Below are 22045 nucleotides of genomic sequence, written 5' to 3'. Positions count from 1 at the left end.
TTGCAGTCCGTGCAGGGGGAGAGCTAATCTGATTATATGGATTGCATTATCGACTCGAATTTGTAATGATATTCAACAGATTTCAATGATTTTTTGACTTCTGAATCTTATGTTTCCGGCGTCGCATTTATTGCGGCCAGAATTTTCGTGGTAGTTCCTCTTCTTTTCTTTGCAGGAGGCCGAATTCCGAAGCCCTTTTCGCGGTCTTCGTCCTTGAAGAGAGGCATGCGGTTTCGGGTCGTTTTTTTCGTGAACAGATATTTGCTTCGCCAGTTGTTCACAATGTGATTTTTAGCTTGAAACGAGCGGCTGCGCGTGTCATTTCGCACAAACAGTCCGGGTTCCGGTGTGCTGTTTTTTTATGTGATTTTTCGGGCCTTGGGTCATGAAGATTCTTTTTTTAAAGAGCTGCATTTTACGACGTATTTTCAGCATCTTAATTTTAACATGAAGAAAAATATATGAGCGACGACAAAATATCAGATGTTGAAGTTTTCGTGCATAACAAAATGGTGGTGTCTTTTGCCTGCCCACAATGCAAGTTGGAGAAAGACGTTGCAGTTGAGAGAATTAAAGATGTTTATCATTGGAATGTGAACGCAACGTGTCGAAGATGTTCGTATAAATTCAAGGTTTCTTTCAATTTTAGGAAATATTACAGAAAAGAAACATATATACATGGGCTTCTATTTGACTCTATAAGATCTATTGATCCTGTAGGTGATGTTATAATAACTGACATATCTCTGACTGGAATTGGTTTCGAATACAATAAATTTAATTTTGATGTCGGATCTATTTTTGTATTGAGATTTATTCTGGATGATGATGAGCGCTCAAGAATGGAGAAAAAGATATCGATAGAATCCATAAGAGGGTCAAAAGTCGGAGCTCTTTTTCAGGATGAAAGTGGTTTTGACAAGGCTCTCGGAAAATACATTCTTCCCAAATAGTTTCAAATCACGATGATGGCGAAGAGGAGCGGTATATATGGCTGACATGGACGGATCTGGATCGTCTGGAAAAATTTTTGGTTTCTTTCTGGCAGTGCTGGCTCTCGCCGTCATGGGTGCGGCGGTTACTTTTTTTCTCAGGCCGGACCTGTTTTCATTTGGGTCCGTCAATCCGGTCGCGCACGTGTCCATTTTTCCGCAGGAGGCTGCCGTCGGAGGAGGGCAGTGGAGACTGTTGAGCCAGTGGCATGGGGCCGGTGATCTTCACGAGGCCGGCAACCTTTATCGAGTCGAGTTCAAGCCGATTCCCGGCTGGGAGACTCCCCCGCCCGTTGTGCTCAAAAAAGACGAAACCGGAGCCAGGGTCGAGGGTGTTTACAAGCCTGTCCAGTATTCCACGCAGACCATCCTCGAGTTGTCGGGAGCAAGCACGCTTGCAAGCCGTCTTGTGCCGGAGCTGGCCGAATTTTATTTGACGAATATCGGTGCCAATGAAGTGCGCAGGATTCCCGGCAAAAGCGCCGATGAAATGACCGTGGAAGGAGTTTTTTACGCGGCCCGGGAAATTCGCGCCATCGAAATTAGCGGCCAGGGAACGGCCGCAGGGTTCTCCGCCCTCAAGGCTGGAGACTGCGACATCGCCATGGCAGTGCACAAACTCTCCGCCGTGGACGCCAAGATTTTCGGCGAAGGGGTCATCACGGCGCAGAGCGAACACAGGCTGGGCATGGATGCCGTGGCGGTGCTCGTGCACAAGGACAATCCCGTCCCGTCCCTGACCATTGAGCAGGTAGGCGGCATTTTTTCCGGCGAGATCTCAAATTGGGAGCAGGTGGGCGGCCCTTCGGCACCGATCAAGGTCTTTGTCCTGCGGGAGAATTTTGCGACACGCCGTTTCGTCAAAGACTTTTTTCTGAATGGGAAAGATTTTGTTACCTCGGCCCGCGTCGTCGACATCCATGAAATGTTGCCCGAGCTTGTCTCCCAGGATCCCTGGGCGATCGGGTTCAGCAGCATCACGATGGCCAACCAGTGCCGCGAGATGCCCCTCAAGCCGGGTGCGGATTCCGACGCGGTCGCACCCACGCCCGATTCCATCCGCAAGCTTGTCTATCCGGCCGGCCGGAACTTGTATCTCTATCTTCGGGCCACGACGGACAACGTCTACGCCCGCGACTTCATTCGCGTTGCCCTGGGCCCCGTCGGCCAGGAAGTGGTCAAGAAATTCGGATTCGTGAGGAACAGCGAGGTCGTAGGGGACGCATCCTCAGCGGATCGGGACACCCCGCTTGACGGTTCGCAATCCTCTTTTGCGCAGTTGCCGGCAACGGAGCCTCCGCCCGTTTTGAAAGCCCCCCCTTTGAAATCGCTTCCGCCATTGGTGCAGTTTGACGGTGAGGCGGTGCCCGAGAGCGCCCGCAGGACTGTTCTGCAGGACTACCTCGACGGTGTGTACGGGGCGCAGAAACTGCCGTTTGTTTTCCGCTTTGAATCCGGAAATCTGGAGTTGGATGAACAGGGTGGCAGGGATTTGGCCCGAATCGTGGCCATGATGAAGGAGCCGAAGAATTCGGGCAAGACGATTGTCCTGGTTGGCTATTCGGACTCGGTGGGGGCCTATGCCTCCAATCTGGCGGTTTCGCGCAAGCGGGCGGAAGCCGTCGCCGAGGCACTGGGCAAAAGGAGGTTGCAGGATATCGTTGTCCTGGCCGCCGGCGAAGAGGGCGCGGTAGACCGCAATGACATCCGCGCCGGAAGAGAAAAAAATCGACGTGTGGAGATATGGATCAAATGACGCAACCAAATGCCCATGGCTTCGATTCCGGACAAGAGCCGGTCATGCAGAATATTCTTGTCATCGATGACGACAAGCTCATGTGTCTGGCCCTGGCCAAGATCCTTATTTCCGCCGGCTACAATGTCGTTCAGGCGGGAGATGGCGAGGAAGGGCTCAAATTGTACCGGTCCCAGGATTTTGATCTGGTCATCACCGATCTCATCATGCCGGACAAGGAAGGAATTCAGATCATCCGCGAATTGCGTAAGGAAAACAGCCGGATTCGCATTATCGCCATGTCCGCCGGAGGCAGGGGCGGCGCCACGGATTATTTGAAGTGGGCGCGGCTTATGGGCGCGAAACAGTGCTTGAGCAAACCCATCAAGCGTGAAGACCTGCTCGATGCCGTGCAGGCTGTGCTGGCCTTGCCCTGATGTTCTCCTGGCGGACGAAATCTCATGAAACCTTTGCCTTGCCGTCGGCGGCTACAGCACGAGTAGGATATGGAAAGAAAAAAATCATTTTTTAATCTGCTCCAGTTCAAGATACATCTTGGGATTCAGTTCATTCTGGCCATATGCTTTTTTGCACTGGGGTATTTCATCTATGTCACGCAGCTCGACTTTCTCATAAACGACATCCGCAGGCAGGGCATGGAGCAGGCGGAGATGGTCGCCCAGGCAAGTGTGCCCGCCATCCAGCGGGAAAGCATCTATCTGCTGGAGGAGCTGGCCATCAAGGCGGAGTATTCCCCCCTTGTCGCGTACTGCCAGATCGTCGATCCGGTCGGAAAATCCTTTCTCAAGGGCGAGGTCCGGGTCGGGCTGACCAGGGACGACCTCATGAGCGCCTACAGCGCCCGGGACGTGAGCGTGGTCACCCACGACATCCTCGCGGGAGGGAAAAGCATCGGCCAGGTCAAGCTGGGCATGTTCATCGACAAGGCGCGGCAGGAGGTCCAGGCGACCACCATCCGCCTCGTGGCCGCTTTCGCCGTGGTGCTCGGCCTGATCGCGCTTTTTCTGTACGTCTTCCTGAATCGCCTGCTCATTCTCCCGGTCGTCAATCTCTCCGTCCTCACCCAGAGCCTGTCGCGCGGCGAGTTCGTGACCACGAACCTGGATCAGCGCCGGGATGAACTCGGGGTTCTGGCCCACGGTTTCAACATCATGAGCCACAGCCTCAAGGAACTCTACAAGAGCCTTGAAGAGAAGGTCGACGCGCGCACGGAAGATCTGAACAACGCCTACCATGAGTTGCAGGCCATTTTCGACAACTCGCTGGTCGGCATTTCGGTTTTGAGCTCCGATCACAAGGTGATCCGGGCGAATCGCAGGTTCGCGAACATTTTCGGCTATTCGGTGGTGGAGATGCCCCTTGTGAGCCCCGAGAAACTCCATGTCTCCGGCCGGAACTTTGATGAATTCAATGAAAAATTCTTCAACCGGCTGGCCGAGCGGGAGATCACCCAGCTGGAGTATCAGTTCCGCAGGAAGGACGGCAGCGTCTTCTGGAGCCAGGTTTCCGCCAAGGCCATCGACCCGCAGGATTTGAGCCGGGGCGTCATTTTCGTCATCGAGGACATCTCCGATCGCAAGAAGGCCAGCGAACTGCTGCGCCAGCACGCCGAGGACCTGCGCGTGGCCAAGGACCAGGCCGACAAGGCCACCCGCTCCAAGAGCGAATTTCTGGCCCGCATGAGCCACGAGATCCGTACTCCCATGAACGCGATTCTGGGCATGGCCGAGATGCTTCAGGAGACGAGCCTGAACGAGGATCAGCTGGAATACGTCAAGACTTTCAGCTCCGCTGGCGAACTTCTGCTGGGCATCATCAACGACATCCTCGATTTCTCCAAGATAGAGGTCGGCCAGATCAAGCTCGAATCCATTCCGTTCAATCTGCGCGAGCTTGTGGACGACGTGAACAAACTCTTTGTCTATCGGGCGGAGGAGAAGTCCCTGAAACTCGAAAAGAAGGTTTCAGAAGGCCTGGCGCAACGCTACATCGGCGATCCGACCCGCATCCGGCAGATCGTCATCAATCTTGTCGGCAACGCGCTCAAGTTCACCAGCGTTGGCGGGGTGACCATGTCCGTGTCGGAGTCCGTCATGGACGACGGGGCGCCGTGCTGCCTCTTCGCGGTCAAGGATACGGGCATAGGGATTCCAAAATCGAAGCTGAACACCGTCTTCGAGAGCTTCGCGCAAGCCGACTCCTCGACGACCCGTGAATTCGGCGGCACGGGTCTTGGGCTGGCCATCTCCAAGAAGCTCGTGGAACTCATGGGCGGACGGATCTGGGTCGAGAGTGAATCCGGACAGGGAACGACCTTCTTCTTCAAGGTGCCTCTCGCCCCCGACCAGGAGGTCAGGCAGCCGGAATTCCGTTTGAAGATTCCGGCGGACACGCATCTGCTCATCATCGAGGACCAGCCCGAAGGCCGGGGGAGCATAAGCTCGCTGGTGCGCGGCTGGGGGCTTGTCCCCGTCTCCTGTCCGTCGGCGGCCAAGGCCATCGACGCCCTGAACGCGCACAAGAAGGATTTTGCCTTCCAGGCCATCCTGATCGATTCCATGGTCGACAACGTGCCGGGAATCGAGATCGCGCATCTGCTCATCGGACAGGGAATTCCCGTGGCCAACCTTGTCCTGGCGGTGCAGGCCGCCGAGGACCTTGCGCGGCTGCCCAAGGCGACCGACTTCGGCCCGCTGTCGTATATCCTCAAGAGCGAGCGGGACGTCGTTCTGCACGACAAGATCTACGAGGTGGTGTCCGAATCCCAGCGCAGGCGCATGACGGACCTGCACGACAAGGGCTGGAAGGTGCTTCTGGTCGACGATGTCGAGGCCAACAGGCGGGTGGTCGAGCTTTTTCTCAAGAGCAGCAACGTCTCCATAGTGCATGCTGAGAACGGCAAGATCGCGGTGGAGAAGTTCACCGAGGAACACTTCGACCTTGTGCTCATGGACATGGAGATGCCGGTCATGGACGGCCTTGAGGCCACGCGCCGCATCCGCGCCTGGGAACAGGAGAAACGCGAATACAAGACGCCCATCATCGCCCTGACGGCCCACGCCTTCCAGGAACACCGGCAGAAGACCATGGACGCGGGATGCACTGAATTCCTGGCCAAGCCCATCAAGAAACAGGCGCTCATCAACATCATCGATCTCTTCGCAGGACAGCGCGAATCCCTGATCGCCCAACCAGAGCCCCTCATGGTCACGGAGATCACGCCCATTCATGACGAACAGGACTCTCCGGTCCAGATCGATCCAGAATTGCAGGATCTGCGACCGCTCTTTCTGCGCACCGTGCGTGATTTCCAGGCACAGCTGGCCGACGCCATTACCACCCAGGACTTCGGCACGATGCAGCGTTGCGGCCACAGCCTGAAGGGGCTGGGCAGCACTTACGCCGTGGATGCGATCAGCCAGGCTGGCAAGATCATCGAGAGCGCGGCCAAGAGCAGGCAGGCGGCCGTGGTCGTCGAGGCGGTCAACCACCTGTCCGTGTTCATGAACACGGGCACGACGCAGAAGATCCAGGCCGGGGAGGCTTCCGGTGAGGTGACCGGGGATGATCTGCCCGCGCCGGTGGATGGACGCTATGTGGTTCACGTCGCGCCGGAAATGTCCGAGCTCATTCCGTTTCTCATGGACGCCATGCAGAAGGATCTGGAGCTCATGGGAAAGGCTCTGGCCCAGAAGGATTTCCCGACCATGCGTCGCTTCGGGCATAGCCACAAGGGCTTCGGCAGCACCTACGGTTTCGAGTACATCAGCATCATCGGACGGAAAATCCAGACCGCCGCCGAGGCCCGGGATGCCGAACAGCTTGCCGATCTGCTGCTGGCGCTGGGCAATTACCTGGAGCGGGTGGACATCGTTTACGAGATAAAGGCCGACCTCATCGAAGATGAAATCGAGGAGCCGGTGCCGGCGGCCTCGGTGCCCGAGGCGATCGCCGAGGACGTGCAGGATTACACGGTCGAGGTTGATGCCGAGCTTTACGAGCTCGTGCCTCTCTTCATGGACACCATGCATTCTAATGTCGCCGAAATGCAGGAAGCATTGCCCGAGAAGAACTTTGATGTCATTTGCCGTCACGGCCATAGCCAGAAGGGGCTCGGGAGTACCTATGGTTTTGATTATCTGAGCCATATCGGGTACAAGATCGAAACGGCCGGGATGCAGAAGAATGCGGATGAAGTTCAGAAATTGCTCAAAGAGATGATCAAGTATCTCGAAAATGTACATATCGTGGAGCGCAAAGGATGAACATGTACAGTCAGGACGTAGATTCCATTGCGGATCAGTATGTGACCAGTTTGCCGATATCGGTCCTGCTCATTGATGATGAATTCTTGATAGGCGAAGCCATGCGTATCAAGCTCTCCTCGGAGACGGACATCATCTTCAACTACTGCAAGGAGCCGGACAAGGCCCTGGAAACCGCCATCGGCGTCCAGCCCACCGTGATAATGCTCGATCTGGTCATGCCGGGTGTGAACGGGCTGACCATGGTCAAGTTCTTCAAGAGCAGCGAGGATTTTCGCGACGTGCCCCTCATCGTGCTGTCGGCCCGCGAGGAGCCCGAGCTCAAGAAGAAGGCCATCGCTCTTGGAGCCAACGACTACATGATCAAGCTGCCGGACAAAACCGATCTGGTTGCCCGGATCCGCTGCCATTCGGAGCGGTACATATACAAGCAGCAGCGCGACGAGCTGATCATGAAGATAAGGGCCATGTCGGGCCAGAACAACGACGGCCTTTCCTCCCCATATCTGGATTGATCCCTTGTCCATGAGTTGTCGTTTCACGGGACCGGATGCTCATTTCCCGGTCCCGTTTCTTGTTCACACCGCACGCAAAGGCCGGGAAGGCGAGGTTGTATGCTCAAGTCCAAGCTGATCGACATCAAGAAGATATTTCAGGCGGCCCAGGCCTTCGAGATGGCCTGGAACAAGTGCCTGCCCGATCTGAAGGCCCTGTTTCAGGTCGAGCAGATACGTCTGTACAAGTGCGATGCGCAACACGCGGAATTGTTCGCTCTGGTTTTGAAGGACGGCAGGCCCCGCGAGGTGCGGCTGCCGATTTCGACATCGAGCCTTGCCGGTTACACGGCCCAGTCGCTGATGCCGTTCATTCTCAGGAGCATCGAGTTTGACGAACTCGAGGCCATCCATCCGAGCCTGCGTTTTGATCGCCAGTATGACCAGCTGGTCGGGTTTGAAACGCGCAATGTGATTTCCATGCCGATCCAGCACGAAAATGAGCTTTTGGGCGTGTTGCAGCTTTTGAACAAGCAGGAGGGCGATTTTTCCCGTGAGGACGAGGCGTTTTGCCGCCTCATCGTGAGCATCATGGGGCAGAAGATGTTCGAGGAGCGCAGCCTGCCCAAGGGACCGTACGAAAATCTCGTCTTCCAGGGAGTACTGACCCGCGAGCAGCTCGATGATGCCATATCGCGCTCCGCCAGGAAGGGGGTTTCAACCTCCCGCCTGCTTCAGCTGGATTACGGCGTGAGTCCGGACGACATAGGCGCATCGCTGGAGATCTATTACCAGACGCCCTTTGTGCGCTATCAGGACAATCCCGTCTCCGAGCACATGCTCAAAGGCATCAACCGTCAGTATCTGCTCAACAACCTGTGGGTGCCCATCCAGGCCAAGGGCGAGCGGGTCGTCATCCTTATCCACAATCCCCACGACTCCGAACAGATCGAGGAAATAAAACGGATCCTGACCGCGAAGGAGTATGAATTCCGGGTGGGCTTGCCCGAGGAGATTCTGGCCTTTCTCGGTGATCGCAGCCAGCTGCCCAAGTCCGGCGTCGTCTCGAAAGGCATGGCGGATGCCTATGACGACGACATGGACGAGGATGGGCATGAGGAAGAGTTTGACGAGTACGACGACGGGGACGACCTCTCCGAGGCCCTGGCCGACCTGGAAGGAGTCTCCGAGGAGAGCCTTGAGCTCGCGCAGGTCGAGGAGGAGGACATTTCCCAGGAGAGCCGCCAGCTCGCCGTGCGCTTCGTGAACAAGATCATCATGCACGCGCACAAGACCGGGGCTTCGGACATTCATATCGAGCCCTCGAAGACGGGGCGTCCCGGGGTGGTCCGCATGCGCATCGACGGCACCTGCGTGCGGGTGCTGACCGTTCCCGAGAGCATCATCAAGCCCGTGGTGTCACGCATCAAGATTCTCTCCAATCTGAACATTTCCGAACGGCGGCTGCCGCAGGACGGCAAGGCCAAGGTTCGTTTCAAGGGACGCGAGCTTGAGCTCCGCGTTGCCACGCTCCCCACCGTGCACGGCGAGAGCGCGGTCCTGCGCATGCTCACCTCCGGCAAGGCCCTCCCGTTCGACAAGCTGAACTTGAGCGATGCCAACAAGGCCCAGATCGAGCGCCTCATGTTCAAGCCGCACGGAATTTTTCTGGTCGTCGGACCGACGGGTTCCGGAAAAACGACCACGCTGCACTCCATTCTTGCGCGCATTAACACCCCGGACAAGAAGATCTGGACCGTCGAAGACCCGGTTGAGATCACGCAACCCGGACTCCAGCAGGTCCAGGTCGAGAGCGCCATCGGCCTTGATTTTCCCCGCATCATGCGCGCCTTTCTGCGTGCTGATCCGGACGTGATCCTCGTGGGCGAGATGCGCGATTTCCAGACGGCGCAGATCGGCGTGGAGGCTTCGCTGACGGGGCACATGGTTTTTTCGACCCTGCACACCAATTCCGCGTCGGAAACTGTGACGCGCCTTCTGGACATGGGCATAGAATCTCTTAACTTCTCTGAAGCGTTGCATGGAATTCTGGCCCAGCGCCTGGTCAAGACCCTGTGCGTGCAATGCCGTGAGGCCTACGCTCCTTCCGACGAGGAGTGGGCGTATCTGCTGACCCAGTACGGAGAGGACTTTTTTTCCGAGCTCGGCATCGAGCGCTCCAGCGCCCGCGTGTACAGGGCAAAAGGCTGCGGACGGTGCGGCCAGACCGGCTACAGGGGGCGAACCGGAATTCACGAGTTGCTGGTCGCGACTCCTGAAATCCGCAAGGCCATTGCCCGCAAGCACTCGTCGGAAGAGGTCGCGCAGATGGCCATCGAGCAGGGCATGCGGACTCTCTATCAGGACGGGATCGCGAAGATTTTCAAAGGGGACATAGATATACTGCAATTGCAGAAAGTGACGACTTCCGAGTGATTGAAATGGAAAAAAGTACTGAAAAAAAAGACACCCCCGAGCTTGCCGCAAGCGTCGAGACTCAAGCTGCTCCCGGGTCTGCTGATGGTGCCGAGACTTCAGGCGTTCACGAGAATTCCGACGGCGCCGAGACCCTCAGGTCCGCAATGGCCGACGAGGCCGTGGTCATCCCCGCGAACCTCAAATTGCGGTTGGAGAAATGCCCGAAGTGCCATTACGAAAGGCAGGAGGGCGACAACGCCTTTGCGACCCCTTTTGAATGCCCCAAATGCGGCGTGGTGTACGCCCTGGCCATGGAGGAAGTGCGCCGCCAGGGCCGTGGCCACGAGCTGCAGGCTGAGGCCGAAGCCGAGGAGATGCGCCGCCTGGCCCAGGCCCAGAGCGAAAACATCCGTAGTACGCAAATCGGCAGCGCCATGTTCGTGGATGAGGAAAAGAGCAAAATCTGGATCGCGCTCATAATTGTCGCGATTTTGGCGCTTGGCGCATTGTTTTTTATTTGAGAGCCGCTCGCGCGGCTTTTTGGGCGGCGTGGCGGTTTCACGCTTCAAACGACGTAACCCCCGGTGATTTATGGCAAAGCTTTTTCCGTGGAATTCCTGGCTTGAGATGGAAGATTTGAAAGAGGAGATGCAGCGTCTGATTGAGGACTCTGCCTGCTCTTCCTCCCTTGTTGAGAATGGGCGCAGGCTGGCCAGATTCCGGCCCGTGGCCGATGTGATCGAGGTCGAGGACGCTTTTTTCGTTCTGGTCGAATTACCGGGGCTTGAGCGTGAAAATGTGCGGCTCGAGGTGCACGGCAACGAACTGGCCGTCTTCGGCGAACGCCAGCCGCCTTTGAATGTCGAGGGCGCGGCCTTTCAGGTCATGGAACGGTCATATGGCTGTTTTTCACGCCGCTTCGAACTGCCGGAGGATATCGACGACCAGGCCGTGGCCGCCAGCATGAAGGCGGGCCTTTTGCAGGTGCGGGTGCCCAAGCGCGCCCGGCGCCCGGTGAACAGGACCATCCCCATTTCCCTGGATGAATGATTTGACATGACAACTGGCCCCTGATCTGGAAAAAGGCCCTTTTTGCAGGGCCCCGGTTGAGGCCATGATTTTCAAGGAGATTTTGCCATGAAACTGATCAAGTCGCTGGCCGTGATCCTTTGCTGGGCGCTCGTGAGCGCCCATTTTTCTTTTGCCTCGGGCCGGGACATCCGCATCACGCCGGTGGTGCGCACCGTGCAAAGCGTGGCCCCTGCGGTGGTCAACATCCACACCGCGCGCATCGTCGAGCAGGAGATCAATCCTTTTGGCTCCATGTTCGACGACACCTTGTTCCGCCATTTTTTCGGCTCGCAGGATCTGACTCGCCGGTTCGAACAGCGCAGCCTTGGCTCCGGAGTGATCATTGACGCGAACAAGCAGCTGGTGCTGACCAACGCCCATGTCATCGAGGGGGCCTCGACCATCCGGGTGCGCCTGCTGGACGGGCGGCAGTTCGACGGCGAGCTGGTCGGCTCCGATCCGGACTTCGACCTGGCCATCCTGCATCTGAAGGACGCCCGGGATCTGCCGCAGGCCACCATGGGCGACTCCTCGGACATGATGATCGGCGAGACGGTCATCGCCATCGGCAATCCGTTCGGGTTTGGCAACACCGTGACCACGGGAGTGGTTTCCGCCGTGGAGCGCACCATCGAGACCAAGCAGGGCACCTTCACGGATTTCATCCAGACCGATGCGGCCATCAACCCCGGCAACAGCGGCGGCCCGCTCATGAATCTGGCCGGAGAGCTGGTCGGTATCAACACCGCCATCCATGCCGGGGCCGAGGGAATTGGGTTCGCCATCCCCATCAACAAGGCCAAGCGGGTTGTGGAAGAACTGGTCAGCTTCGGCCGCGTGCAGGCAGCATGGCTGGGACTTGAGGGCCAGGATGTGGACGAGCGCATTGCCCGGTATCTGGGCCTTGAGGAGGCTCGGGGCATGCTCGTGACCCAGGTGCATGAGGCTTCCTCGCAAAAGGCCGGGATCGAGCCCGGAGACGTGATCACCTCGGTCAACGGGGTGGCCGTCGAGGACCGCAACCATTATCAGCGCATACTCAGGAATTTCACCCTCGGACAGGAGCTGCGTCTGGATATTGCCGGGCAGGCGGGAAAGCGCAGGGCATCCGTGAAGCTGCAGGCCTTCACGAACGAAAAGGCACTGGACATGGCCGACCGACGCTGGGGCATGACGGTGCGGGTTCAGGGGCGCAACCTGGTCGTGTCACAGGTCCGACCGGGGAGCCCTGCCCAGCAGCTGGGGCTCAGGAGCGGCGATCTGTTGCTCAAGGTCGCGGGAGACGCGCTGTCGACCGCGGACGACTATGCCCGGGCGTTCAAGCGCTACCGCATGGCCAACACGGTGCTCCTGCTTGTGGCCCGGGACGGGCGGGGCTATCACGTGCGGCTGCGGGTCTGACGATCATCACTCAAGGAGCATTTCATGACCATCTGCTATAATCATGTGCGCACACGCATCCGTTTGCAGGCGCTGGTGGACAATTACAGGCTGATCCTCGGCCGCGCCATGAACCCTGCGCCGGTCATCAAGTCCGATGCCTACGGGCACGGGCTTCCCGAGGCGGCCGGGGCTCTCTTTGCGGCCGGGGGCAGGACCATGGCCGCAGGGACGGTCGGCGAGGCTGCCGTCCTCAAGGACACCGTGCCCGAGGCCGAGGTCATCTCCCTGCTAGGTCCGCTGGACGCCGGGGATTACGCCTGCGTGTGCGAGCGTGACATCGTCGCCTTTGTGGGCGCAACCGAGCAGCTGCTGCTTCTGGAAGAGGCCGCGCGCCACGCCGGGACAACGGTCCGGGTCGCCCTGAAGTTCGACACGGGCATGGCCCGGCTTGGCTTCGCGCCGGACGAGGCGGCGGGAGTGGCCGACACGCTGGACGGGCTGGAGCATGTCCGGGCGACCATGACCTGCTCCCACCTGGCCACGGCCGACGATCCGGGACAGGTCGAATACGTGCGCGAACAGGGCGACAGATTTGCACGCATCCTCAAGACCCTGCATGCCCGGGGGCTTGATGTGCGGGCCAGCCTGGCCAACTCCGGGGCCATTTTCGGGCATCCCGATCTGCATCACGATCTGCAGCGTCCGGGAATTGCCCTCTACGGAGGCAATCCCTTTCATGGCACGCCCTGGGAGGAAAAGGGGGTTGGCCTGAAGCCGACCATGCAGGTCTCCAGTCGGCTGATGCAGATCAGGACCATCCCTGCCGGTCAAAGCGTGAGCTACGGACGCACCTTCACCGCTCCCGCCGAAATGCGCGTGGGCATCGTGGCCGTCGGCTATGCCGACAACTATTCGCGCGGACTGTCAGGCAAGGCGCGGATGCTGCTCCACGGCAAACGTGTTCCGGTTCTGGGCCGGGTCTGCATGCAGCTCACGGCCGTGGACTTGAGCGGAGTGCCGGAAGCGGCGGCTGGCGATGAGATCTTCATGCTCGGTGGGGAAGGACCTTTTGCCATCTCGGCCGACGAGCTCGCCGGATGGTGGGGGACGATCACCTATGAGGTGTTCTGCCTGCTGGGACAGAATCCGCGCGAGTATATAGAGTAGCCTCGCTCATTCAGGACGCCGGCCCCGCTGGGGACGGCGTCCTTTCGCGCCCGGGCGCTGAAGGGGAGAACCGGGTAGTGAACTAGGGGCAAGTGTTTTGACGTAGGGTGATTTTTAGTATACCGAAAACCCTGAAAATGAGTACAGAGTGAGTACAGAATGAGTACAGGGGGATAAGCTATGGATTTTCCGCAAGGTGGGCAAGGCCCCCGTAGAGAGTTTTCGGCTTTGCCCAAATTTGCGCTTTTCTTCTTTGTTCTTTGCTTCTTGGGCGGATGTTCGCTCAAGCACATGGATTCCACTTCGGATGTTTCCGCAGCCATACGGGATTCCTCGGCATATTCGGACGTGTGCCGTAATGAAGCCGATTTTGTAAGGCACCGCGAGTTCGATTATTCGATCCTTTTTTCCCGCGACAATGATTATTTCTCCACGTCGGATTCGGAATACTCCGCCGACTCCTCTTCCGTGACAGATACGGACGAAATCGAGCCGGTCCCTTCCATCGGTGACATTGTTCTGGCCCAGTACGAAGATTGGCGCGGAGTGCGTTATCGTTTCGGCGGCACGGACTATCGCGGGGTTGATTGCTCGGCCTTGGTTCAGGCGGTCTTCAAGGACGCCTTTGAAATGGATTTGCCGCGTACGTCCAGCGAGCAGGCCAAATTGGGGCAACCCGTGCCGCGCGACCAAATTCAGCCTGGCGACCTGCTGTATTTCATCGATCGTGGGCGCAGGCACGTAGGCGTGGCCGTGAATGAGCATGAGTTTCTGCACGCTTCACGCAAGAAAGGCGTGACACTGTCCAAATTCGACAACTACTGGAATCCGCGTTTGAAGCGCGTCCGTCGCATTTTGGACGGCGAAGAGCAGCAGGTGGCGGCTTTTCCCCGCAGCGGCGGCTGATCCTTGAGCGCAAGGCGGAAACAATCGCCCGCCGCGCCCATGATGGAAGCGTACGGGAATTGCGTGCATATGAACGATCGCAACAGCCATGCATCATTTCGTTCCGGGATGCCATTTTTGTCCTTGCTGGTCTTTGCCTGCCTGCTTTTGCTTGGATCCGGCTGCGCTTCCAGGGCCGTTATTCAGCCTCCCGTGATCCCGCCTTCTTCATCCGCTGGACCTGACGCGTCGGTTTCCGAAATCCTGTTTTCCCAGTTCAATGCCTGGAAAGGCGTGCGCCATCGCATCGGCGGCACCAACCGTCAGGGGGTGGATTGTTCGGGACTGATGCAGGCCATTTTCAGGGAGTCGTTTCAGGTGGAACTGCCCCGCACCTCGCGTGAGCAGAGCCGGATGGGACAACGTGTCGAAACCGGGCAGATGCGCCCAGGGGATCTGGTGTATTTCACGGACAAGGGCGGTGATCACATCGGCGTGCTTGTCGCGGACAGAACGTTTCTGCACGCCTCGGCGAGTCGGGGTGTTATTCTTTCAACCCTCGACGCCTACTGGTGGCCGAGACTCAGGCGGGTACAGCGCGTCCTGTCCTGACCATTCATTTTCGCGCCTGCCTGCGCTTCGATCTTTTCTTCAGCACCCAACCATACACAACCACGTTGACCAGCACGACCATTCCGGCCAGCAGCATCTGCGTTTCGCGGGTCAGTCCGTCAGGGTAGATCACGGCGAGCAGGTAGCGTTCAACGAATCCTCCGCCATAACCTTCCTCTCCCGCCCGGCGCAGCAGTGCATTTTCCAGATCCGTCAGCGGACAATACCAGCCAAAGGCTTCGACCAGAACGCCCCAGATCGCCGCCGGGACATGAACGAAGGCGAAGCGCGGGTATCTGGGCACGGCCAGGCCGCCGAGCATGACCAGGCAGATGAAGAGAAGGTGCAGGATGAGAACCGCGTTGGCGGCGAGAAGGTGGGCCATGGAGCCTTGCCCGTGAAAAGAGGGGAAAGGACGCGTGCCTTTCCCCTCAGGTTGCCTAGATTTCGAAGAGCATTTCCAGGTCGGACCTGGTCAGGCTCTTCCAGGCCGACTGACCGGGGATGATGGAGTCGGCGATGCCTTTCTTGGATTCCTGAAGCTTCAGGATCTTTTCCTCGACCGTGTTCTCGCAGATCATCTTGTAGGCGAAGACTTGGCGCGTCTGGCCGATGCGGTGCGTGCGGTCGGTGGCCTGGTCTTCCACGGCCGGGTTCCACCACGGGTCGTAGTGGATGACGTAGTCGGCCGAGGTCAGGTTGAGGCCCGTGCCGCCTGCCTTGAGCGAGATCAGGAAGATGGGGATCTCGGGCGTGTTGTTGAACTTGTCCACCTGCTCGAAGCGGTCCTTGGAGGTGCCGTCGAGGTAGCAGAAGGGGATCTCGACCATGTGCAGCCAGTTGCGGATGATGTGCAGCATCTGCACGAACTGCGAGAAGACGAGCACCTTGTGACCGTCGTCGATGATGGAGGTGACAAGGTCCTTGAAGGCCTCGAACTTGCCGGAAGACAGGTTGGCGTTGAAGCCGGGCATGTCCAGCTTCAAAAGTCTCGGATGGCAGCAGATCTGGCGCAGCTTCAGGAGCGCGTCGAGAATGGATATCTGGCTCTGGCCGATGCCCTTCTCGTCCACGTCCTGCAGGACCTGTTCCTTGAGTTTCTTGGCCAGGGCCGAATACAGATCGCGCTGATCGTCCAGCAGGGCGGAGTAGTAGATGTTCTCGATCTTGGGCGGCAGATCCTTGGCGACCTCATTCTTGGTCCGGCGCAGGATGAAGGGTTTGACCCGCGCCTTGAGGTAGCCGAGGCTGTCGTCGTCGCCGTCTTTTATGGGCTTGACGAAACCCTTCTGGAAGGATGCCTGGGAGCCCAGGAAGCCGGGCATGAGGAATTCGAACAGGGACCACAGCTCAAGCAGCGTGTTCTCGATGGGCGTGCCCGACAGGCACAGGCGGAAGCGGGCCTGCATCTTGCGCACGCTTCTGGCGGTGATGGTGTTCGGGTTCTTGATGTTCTGGGCTTCGTCCAGGATGACGGCGTTGAACTCGAATTTGAGAAGTTCGTCCAAATCCCGGCGCAGCAGGGCGTAGGTGGTGATGATCAGTTCCGAGGACTCGATCTTCTTGAACAGGTTTTCCCGGCGCGCGCCATAGATGACCAGACGTTTCATGTCCGGCACGAATTTTTGCGCCTCGCGTTCCCAGTTGGGCAGAACCGAGGTGGGTACGATGATCAGGTTGGGGCCCTTGTGCCCCTGCTCCTTCATGTACTGCAGGAAGGTCAGGGTCTGGATGGTCTTGCCCAGGCCCATCTCGTCGGCCAGGATGCCGCCGAAGTGGTATTCGCGCAGAAAGTTCAGGTAACTCACGCCCTGCAACTGGTAGGGGCGCAGGGTCGCGTCCAGGCCCTTGGGTTTTTCGACCTGCTTGATCTCCTGGAAGTCGTTGATCTTGTCGCGCAGGGTGTCCCAGAATCCGTCGGACGTGGTCTCGGGGATGTCTTCGAGGATTTTGTCCAGGACCGGGGCCTCGAAGTTCTCGAAGCGCTTCTTGGGCGGTTTTTCCGGATCAAGGCCAAGGGCGATGAGCTTGTGGCCGAGCTTTTCAAGCCATGACTCGGGAAGACTGGTGTAGGAGCCGTCCTTGAGTTGCACATAGCGCTTGCCCTGGGTCCAGGCCTTCCAGATCTTGTCGATGGGGACGGAGATGTCGTCGTACTCGACGTTTATCTCCAGATTGAACCACTTGTCCTCTTCTTGCGTCTCCACCGTGGCCACCACGTTGGGCGGGGTCAGGCGGACCTTGTAGCGGGCCAGATCCTTTTCGCCGTAGACGCGGTACGCCTCCACCAGCTTCGGGTAGGCATCGAGCAGGAAGGTGATGGCCTCTTCGGGCTCCAGGAACCAGATGGCGCTGCTTCGGGGCTGGAAATTCATGTCCATGAGCGTGGTCAGGAGCGCCTCTTCCTCTTCCTGATCGCGGCGGATGAGGAAGGATTTGCCCTCAAACTGGTAGCTGCCGGTCTGCAGGTCCTGGTTCGGGCCGGGCAGGGAGATGTCGCCGTGCTCGGTCTCGTAGATGTTCTGTATTTCGAGGGTGAGCAGGCTGCCTTCCTCGTTCAGGAAGAGCTTCGGATTGTAGTTCGCGGGCACGAAAATGGGCTGCATGCGTTCCAGGAACTCTTCCTGGCCGTGCAGGTCCGAGGCCGGAATCTGGGTCCAGACGCGGTCCAGGAATTCGGAAATGTCCGCATGCGGGATGATCGGGGGGGAGATCACCAGCTCCTGGATGAGGCTCGGGCGCAGGCCCGTCTGCACCGGGTAGAAGCTGTGCTTGAGGCAGACCCACAGGGGCAGGTGGCCGTAGAAGGACACGTTCTGGTTCAGGATGGAGAAGGGCACCTTGCCCTCGCGTCCGAGCATGATGTCGAACGACAGGCCCTCGTCGGTGAACTTCGGCCGCAGCTGCAGGCGCATGGGCGTGCTTTCGATGCGCACCGGCTGCTCGGATTCTTCCCACAGCAGATAGTATTCGTTCTTGATGGCCCAGAAGAACCAGGTCATGAGCCCGAAGGGAATCTCGACCCTGTGGCCGTAATAGTCGAGATACTGGCCGATCTGTTCGGCCACCTTGGGCAGTTCCGGCGAGATCTCGCACCAGTCCGGGTTGCGGATGATCTGTTCCAGCGTCACGGGGTTCTGGACCGTGGACAGCCCCGACTTGTTCTGTCGGGCGCGGAAGAATTCGACCTGCAACCGTCCGGTCTCGGCAAAGAAGCGGTAAATGAAATAATGATGGCCCGGTTCCGGCTCAAGGGCGGTGGAAAAGAAATAGCGGAAGCTCTGTTTCCATTCGGACTTGATGGGCTGGGATTCCACCTCGCGCTTGACGTCGAGCTTGGAGAGAAGGCCCAGGGCCGTGGCCGCCACATGGCGACAGATGCCGGAGAACGAATCCTGGCAGTTGCAATAGGAATGGACGGTGCCCTGGTCGAGGTTGATGCCCAGTTCCGAGGAATAGGTCTGGAAATCATCGCCCTGGATCTGGCCTTCCACATCCCAGGATTCCTCTTCGCGGCGGATGTCGATTTTTTGTATGCCACCGTCGGCGATGAGATATTGGGCCCCGTCGCGGATGTGTTCGGGAATATTGTCAGACAAAAAGTTGTGCACGATGCGTTGAATGCGTGCTTCGTCGGAATGGGACATGTTTTGGGTTTATCTCCGTAAAACCGCTATTGGCGGTGATATGTCAGGGCCTGTCGTCACTTCCGGAGCGTTGGATGCGAAGCACGGCACGGCACAATTGAACCATTTAAACAAATCACAATTCTTTATCAAGAGCTGTGACAATTTGGGAAAGATCTTTTTGAAGATAATCCGCAGAGCGCTAACGTGCCAAGTTTTAGCGAAAATTCGGACCGGAAAAGGTGGAATTGACATCTTCTTTGGATGAAACCGTATGACATATTTTAAACTGATTATCCATGTGTATGTCTCCCCAAGTTGGCAAAAATGTGGCTGAAGTTTTTTTCAGGGATTCGGCCAGTGACCCCTCGGGCGGCGTCGCGCTTGCCCTGCCCGGGCTCCCTGTTTTTTTTGCCCTTTGCGGCCGTCTCCGGGGAGGCGCGCCAAAGAGAAGTTGACATTTTGAGGTCTGAAGGCCAATTTCAAGCTGGATTTAGTTCCATATCCCCGGGCCTACAGGAAAAAACATGATTCGTATTACCGACATTCTGGACCAGGCGTCCACATATCTCTCCCCGCTGGACGTGGCGCTCATCCAGAAGGCCTATGTCTTTTCCGCCGCCGCCCATGCCGGCCAGATCCGGCTTTCCGGCGAACCCTATCTGTCCCATCCTCTGGAAGTAAGCAACATTCTTGTGGATTTGCGACTGGATGCGGCAACCATCGTGGCCGGATTGCTGCACGACACGGTGGAGGACACCGATGCCTCCATCCCGCAGATCGTCGAGCTTTTCGGACCCGAGGTCGGCGCCATCGTCGAGGGCGTGACCAAGATCAGCAAGATGAACTTCGAGTCCAAGGAGCAGGCCCAGGCCGAAAACATCCGCAAGATGATCCTGGCCATGGCCGACGATATCCGGGTCATCCTGGTCAAGCTTGCCGACCGTCTGCACAACATATCCACCCTTGAGTTCCAGAAGGAATACAAGCAGCGCGCCATTGCCCAGGAAACCCTCGGCATCTACGCGCCGCTGGCCAACCGGCTTGGTCTCTACCGCATCAAGGTGCAGCTCGAGAATTATGGCCTGCGGTACATGAAGCCCGACGTGTATGCCCAGATTTCCGAGGGCATCAATCGTTACCAGGATCAGGGCCAGGCCTATATCGACAAGGTCAGCGCCATGATCCAGGACGTCCTGCTCGAAAACGAGATCAACGGTCGGGTCAAGGGCCGCATCAAGCACATCTATTCCATCTATCACAAGATGAAGCAGCGCGGGCTGACCCTGGATCAGATCTTCGACATGATCGCGTTTCGGGTTATCGTGAACAATCTGCGGGAGTGCTACACGGTGCTTGGGCTCGTGCATTCCCTGTGGCGGCCGGTGCCGGGCAAGTTCAAGGACTACATCTCCATGCCCAAGGCCAACATGTACCAGAGTCTGCACTCGACGGTCATCGGCCCGGAGGGCGAACGCATCGAGATCCAGATCCGCACCGAGGAGATGCACCAGCTGGCCGAGAACGGCGTGGCCGCGCACTGGTCCTACAAGGAGCGGGGCAGCAAGAAGGCCCAGGACGCGGACCGCTTCAGCTGGCTGCGCCAGATTCTGGACTGGCAGGGAGACCTGAAGGATTCCCGGGATTTCATGTCGACGCTCAGCCTCGATCTGTTCCAGGACGAGGTTTACGTCTTCACGCCGCGCGGCCAGGTCAAGGAGCTGCCCGAAGGCGGGACGCCCGTGGATTTCGCCTATCTGATCCACACCGAGGTCGGTAACCACTGCGCCGGGGCCAAGGTCAACGGACGCATCGTCCCGCTGAACACGCCGCTCAAGAATGGCGACACGGTGGAGATCATCACCGACGCCTCCCGCAATCCGAGCCGGGACTGGCTGCAGTTCGTCAAGTCCGGCAAGGCCCGGTCGCGCATCAAGCACTGGATCGGCACCGAGGAGCGGGCGCGCAGCCTGTCTCTGGCCAAGGAACTCCTGGAAAAGGAGGGCCGCCGCATGGGCATCAACGTGGCCAAGGCCATCAAGAGCGGCGATTTCGATCCCGTGGTCAAGGAGTTTTCCTTTCGCCAGCTCGACGATCTTTTTTCCGCCGTGGGGCATGGACGCATCACCGCCCGGCAGGTGCTCAGAAAGCTTCTGCCCAAGGATGAGCAAAAAACCGAGGAGCGCAAGTCCACGGGTCCGGCCGCGCCCCAGACCAAGCCCCAGGATCCCGATTCCATCAGCATCCAGGGCGTCGACGGGGTGCTCATCCGCTATGCCCAGTGCTGCAATCCGCTGCCCGGGGACCCCATTGTGGGCTATATCAGCCGTGGCCTCGGGGTGACGGTTCACACCCAGGACTGTCCCAACGTGGCCAACATGGAGCCCGAACGCCTGCTTGACGTGAGCTGGGGCGGCCAGGAGGAAACCAAGCCCCTGCCGGCCAAGATCAAGGTCGTCTGCAAGAACGAGCGCGGCGTTCTGGGTCTGGTCAGTGGGCTTCTGGCCAAGGAAGGCATCAACATCGATTCAGGCAAGTTCACGTCCGCCGTGGACGGGATGTCGGAGCTCGATTTCGTCATCGAGGTCAAGACCACGACCCAGCTTTACGCCATCATCGAAAAATTGCGGAATCTTGAGGCAGTGCAGGAGGTTACGCGGACTTCGGCGGGTTGAGGCCTGGTTGAAGCCGGGCTGTCCGGCTGGGACGGGGGATTTCGGGGAAAGCTCGGAATCCCTTTTTTTTGGGGGTTTTGACGGAGTCTGAATCGGGTGGGGCGGGAGAATGCTGACAAAAGGCATGGATTCCCGCCTGCGCGGGAATGACGTCGAGACAGTACGTCGGAAAACTCCTTCAAACGGTCCAGCAATGCCGTTGTCATTCCCGTGAAGACGGGAATCCATGCCTTTTGTCTTAAAATGCCTGTGCTTAGCCTATGCTGACCAGTTCGATCTCAAAGGTCAGGGCGAATCCGGCCAAGGGGTGGTTGGCGTCCAGGGTGGCTTCGTCGTCATCGACGTCGACGATGAGGGCCGGGAGCTCGTTGCCGTCGGGGGAGCGCAGCACCAGCTGTTCGCCGACGGTGGGAACGATCTCCGGGGGAAAGGACGTCTTGGGGACGCGGATGACCATTTCCTCGTTGTGCGGGCCGTAGGCCTCTTCCTCCGGGATGGTCACGGTGACGCTCTGGCCGGGCTCGAGATCGACGATGGCTTTTTCAAAGCCGGGGATGACCATGTCCTGGCCGAGGATGATCTCCAGGGGTTCGCGCTCCCGGGAGGAATCGAACTGGGTGCCGTCGTCGAGCGTGCCCGTGTAATGAACCAGTACTTTGGTTCCAGCTTCAAGTGTCATGATGTTTCCTGTGGATTTAAGG

At 58.3% G+C, this 22045-nt stretch carries 16 protein-coding genes; 13 read left to right on the top strand and 3 right to left on the bottom strand.

Annotation, left to right across the window (positions count from 1 at the left end; all coding sequences use genetic code 11):
* Positions 1 to 461 precede the first annotated feature (461 nt).
* From BMZ24_RS10810 to BMZ24_RS10755, 12 genes are all read left to right on the top strand, one after another.
* Positions 462 to 953 carry a PilZ domain-containing protein gene (locus BMZ24_RS10810; protein WP_092192148.1) on the top strand — a complete coding sequence of 164 codons (492 nt, stop codon included), beginning with the start codon at positions 462 to 464 and terminating at the stop codon, positions 951 to 953.
* Between the two features lie 37 nt (positions 954 to 990).
* Positions 991 to 2748 carry a phosphate ABC transporter substrate-binding/OmpA family protein gene (locus BMZ24_RS10805; protein ID WP_092192146.1) on the top strand — a complete coding sequence of 586 codons (1758 nt, stop codon included), beginning with the start codon at positions 991 to 993 and terminating at the stop codon, positions 2746 to 2748.
* Positions 2745 to 3164 (top strand): response regulator, encoded by a 420-nt coding sequence (locus BMZ24_RS10800; RefSeq protein ID WP_161949121.1) that lies wholly within the window; start codon positions 2745 to 2747, stop codon positions 3162 to 3164. The genes BMZ24_RS10805 and BMZ24_RS10800 overlap by 4 nt, the downstream gene beginning before the upstream one ends.
* A gap of 69 nt (positions 3165 to 3233) precedes the next feature.
* Entirely contained in the window at positions 3234 to 7013 is a 3780-nt protein-coding gene (locus BMZ24_RS10795; protein WP_092192142.1) for a response regulator, read from the top strand.
* Positions 7010 to 7528: a response regulator gene (locus BMZ24_RS10790; protein ID WP_092192140.1), complete on the top strand. Its 519-nt coding sequence runs from the start codon at positions 7010 to 7012 to the stop codon at positions 7526 to 7528. The genes BMZ24_RS10795 and BMZ24_RS10790 overlap by 4 nt, the downstream gene beginning before the upstream one ends.
* 99 nt (positions 7529 to 7627) lie before the next feature.
* Positions 7628 to 9943: a GspE/PulE family protein gene (locus tag BMZ24_RS10785; protein WP_092192138.1), complete on the top strand. Its 2316-nt coding sequence runs from the start codon at positions 7628 to 7630 to the stop codon at positions 9941 to 9943.
* A gap of 5 nt (positions 9944 to 9948) precedes the next feature.
* The gene (locus BMZ24_RS10780) at positions 9949 to 10446 is read left to right on the top strand and encodes a zinc ribbon domain-containing protein (RefSeq protein WP_143077883.1); all 498 of its coding nucleotides are present in this window, start codon (positions 9949 to 9951) and stop codon (positions 10444 to 10446) included.
* Positions 10447 to 10516: 70 nt separating this feature from the next.
* Positions 10517 to 10975, top strand: a complete 459-nt coding sequence (locus BMZ24_RS10775; protein ID WP_092192134.1) for an Hsp20/alpha crystallin family protein — start codon at positions 10517 to 10519, stop codon at positions 10973 to 10975.
* 87 nt (positions 10976 to 11062) lie between these two features.
* The gene (locus BMZ24_RS10770) at positions 11063 to 12397 is read left to right on the top strand and encodes a trypsin-like peptidase domain-containing protein (RefSeq protein ID WP_092192132.1); all 1335 of its coding nucleotides are present in this window, start codon (positions 11063 to 11065) and stop codon (positions 12395 to 12397) included.
* Between the two features lie 24 nt (positions 12398 to 12421).
* Positions 12422 to 13546, top strand: a complete 1125-nt coding sequence (gene alr, locus BMZ24_RS10765; RefSeq protein ID WP_092192130.1) for an alanine racemase — start codon at positions 12422 to 12424, stop codon at positions 13544 to 13546.
* A 291-nt stretch (positions 13547 to 13837) separates the two neighbouring features.
* A complete protein-coding gene (locus tag BMZ24_RS10760; RefSeq protein ID WP_161949120.1) occupies positions 13838 to 14452 on the top strand; it encodes an NlpC/P60 family protein in 615 nt (204 codons plus the stop codon).
* A 69-nt stretch (positions 14453 to 14521) separates the two neighbouring features.
* Entirely contained in the window at positions 14522 to 15043 is a 522-nt protein-coding gene (locus BMZ24_RS10755; RefSeq protein ID WP_161949119.1) for an NlpC/P60 family protein, read from the top strand.
* Positions 15044 to 15047: 4 nt separating this feature from the next.
* Here BMZ24_RS10755 and BMZ24_RS10750 read toward each other — a convergent pair whose 3' ends face one another.
* Positions 15048 to 15428: a DUF2784 domain-containing protein gene (locus BMZ24_RS10750; protein ID WP_092192124.1), complete on the bottom strand. Its 381-nt coding sequence runs from the start codon at positions 15426 to 15428 to the stop codon at positions 15048 to 15050.
* 55 nt (positions 15429 to 15483) lie between these two features.
* On the bottom strand, positions 15484 to 18690 hold the full coding sequence (locus tag BMZ24_RS10745) for a DEAD/DEAH box helicase (protein WP_092192122.1): 3207 nt from the start codon (positions 18688 to 18690) through the stop codon (positions 15484 to 15486).
* A gap of 506 nt (positions 18691 to 19196) precedes the next feature.
* Here BMZ24_RS10745 and BMZ24_RS10735 point away from each other — a divergent pair.
* Positions 19197 to 21344, top strand: a complete 2148-nt coding sequence (locus BMZ24_RS10735; protein WP_092192118.1) for a RelA/SpoT family protein — start codon at positions 19197 to 19199, stop codon at positions 21342 to 21344.
* Positions 21345 to 21597: 253 nt separating this feature from the next.
* Here BMZ24_RS10735 and BMZ24_RS10730 read toward each other — a convergent pair whose 3' ends face one another.
* Positions 21598 to 22023 carry an FKBP-type peptidyl-prolyl cis-trans isomerase gene (locus BMZ24_RS10730; RefSeq protein ID WP_092192116.1) on the bottom strand — a complete coding sequence of 142 codons (426 nt, stop codon included), beginning with the start codon at positions 22021 to 22023 and terminating at the stop codon, positions 21598 to 21600.
* Between the last annotated feature and the right edge of the window lie 22 nt (positions 22024 to 22045).

It is taken from the genome of Desulfomicrobium norvegicum (assembly GCF_900114595.1).
GTDB lineage: Bacteria > Desulfobacterota > Desulfovibrionia > Desulfovibrionales > Desulfomicrobiaceae > Desulfomicrobium > Desulfomicrobium macestii.
This window is presented reverse-complemented; position numbering and strand designations above follow the sequence as displayed.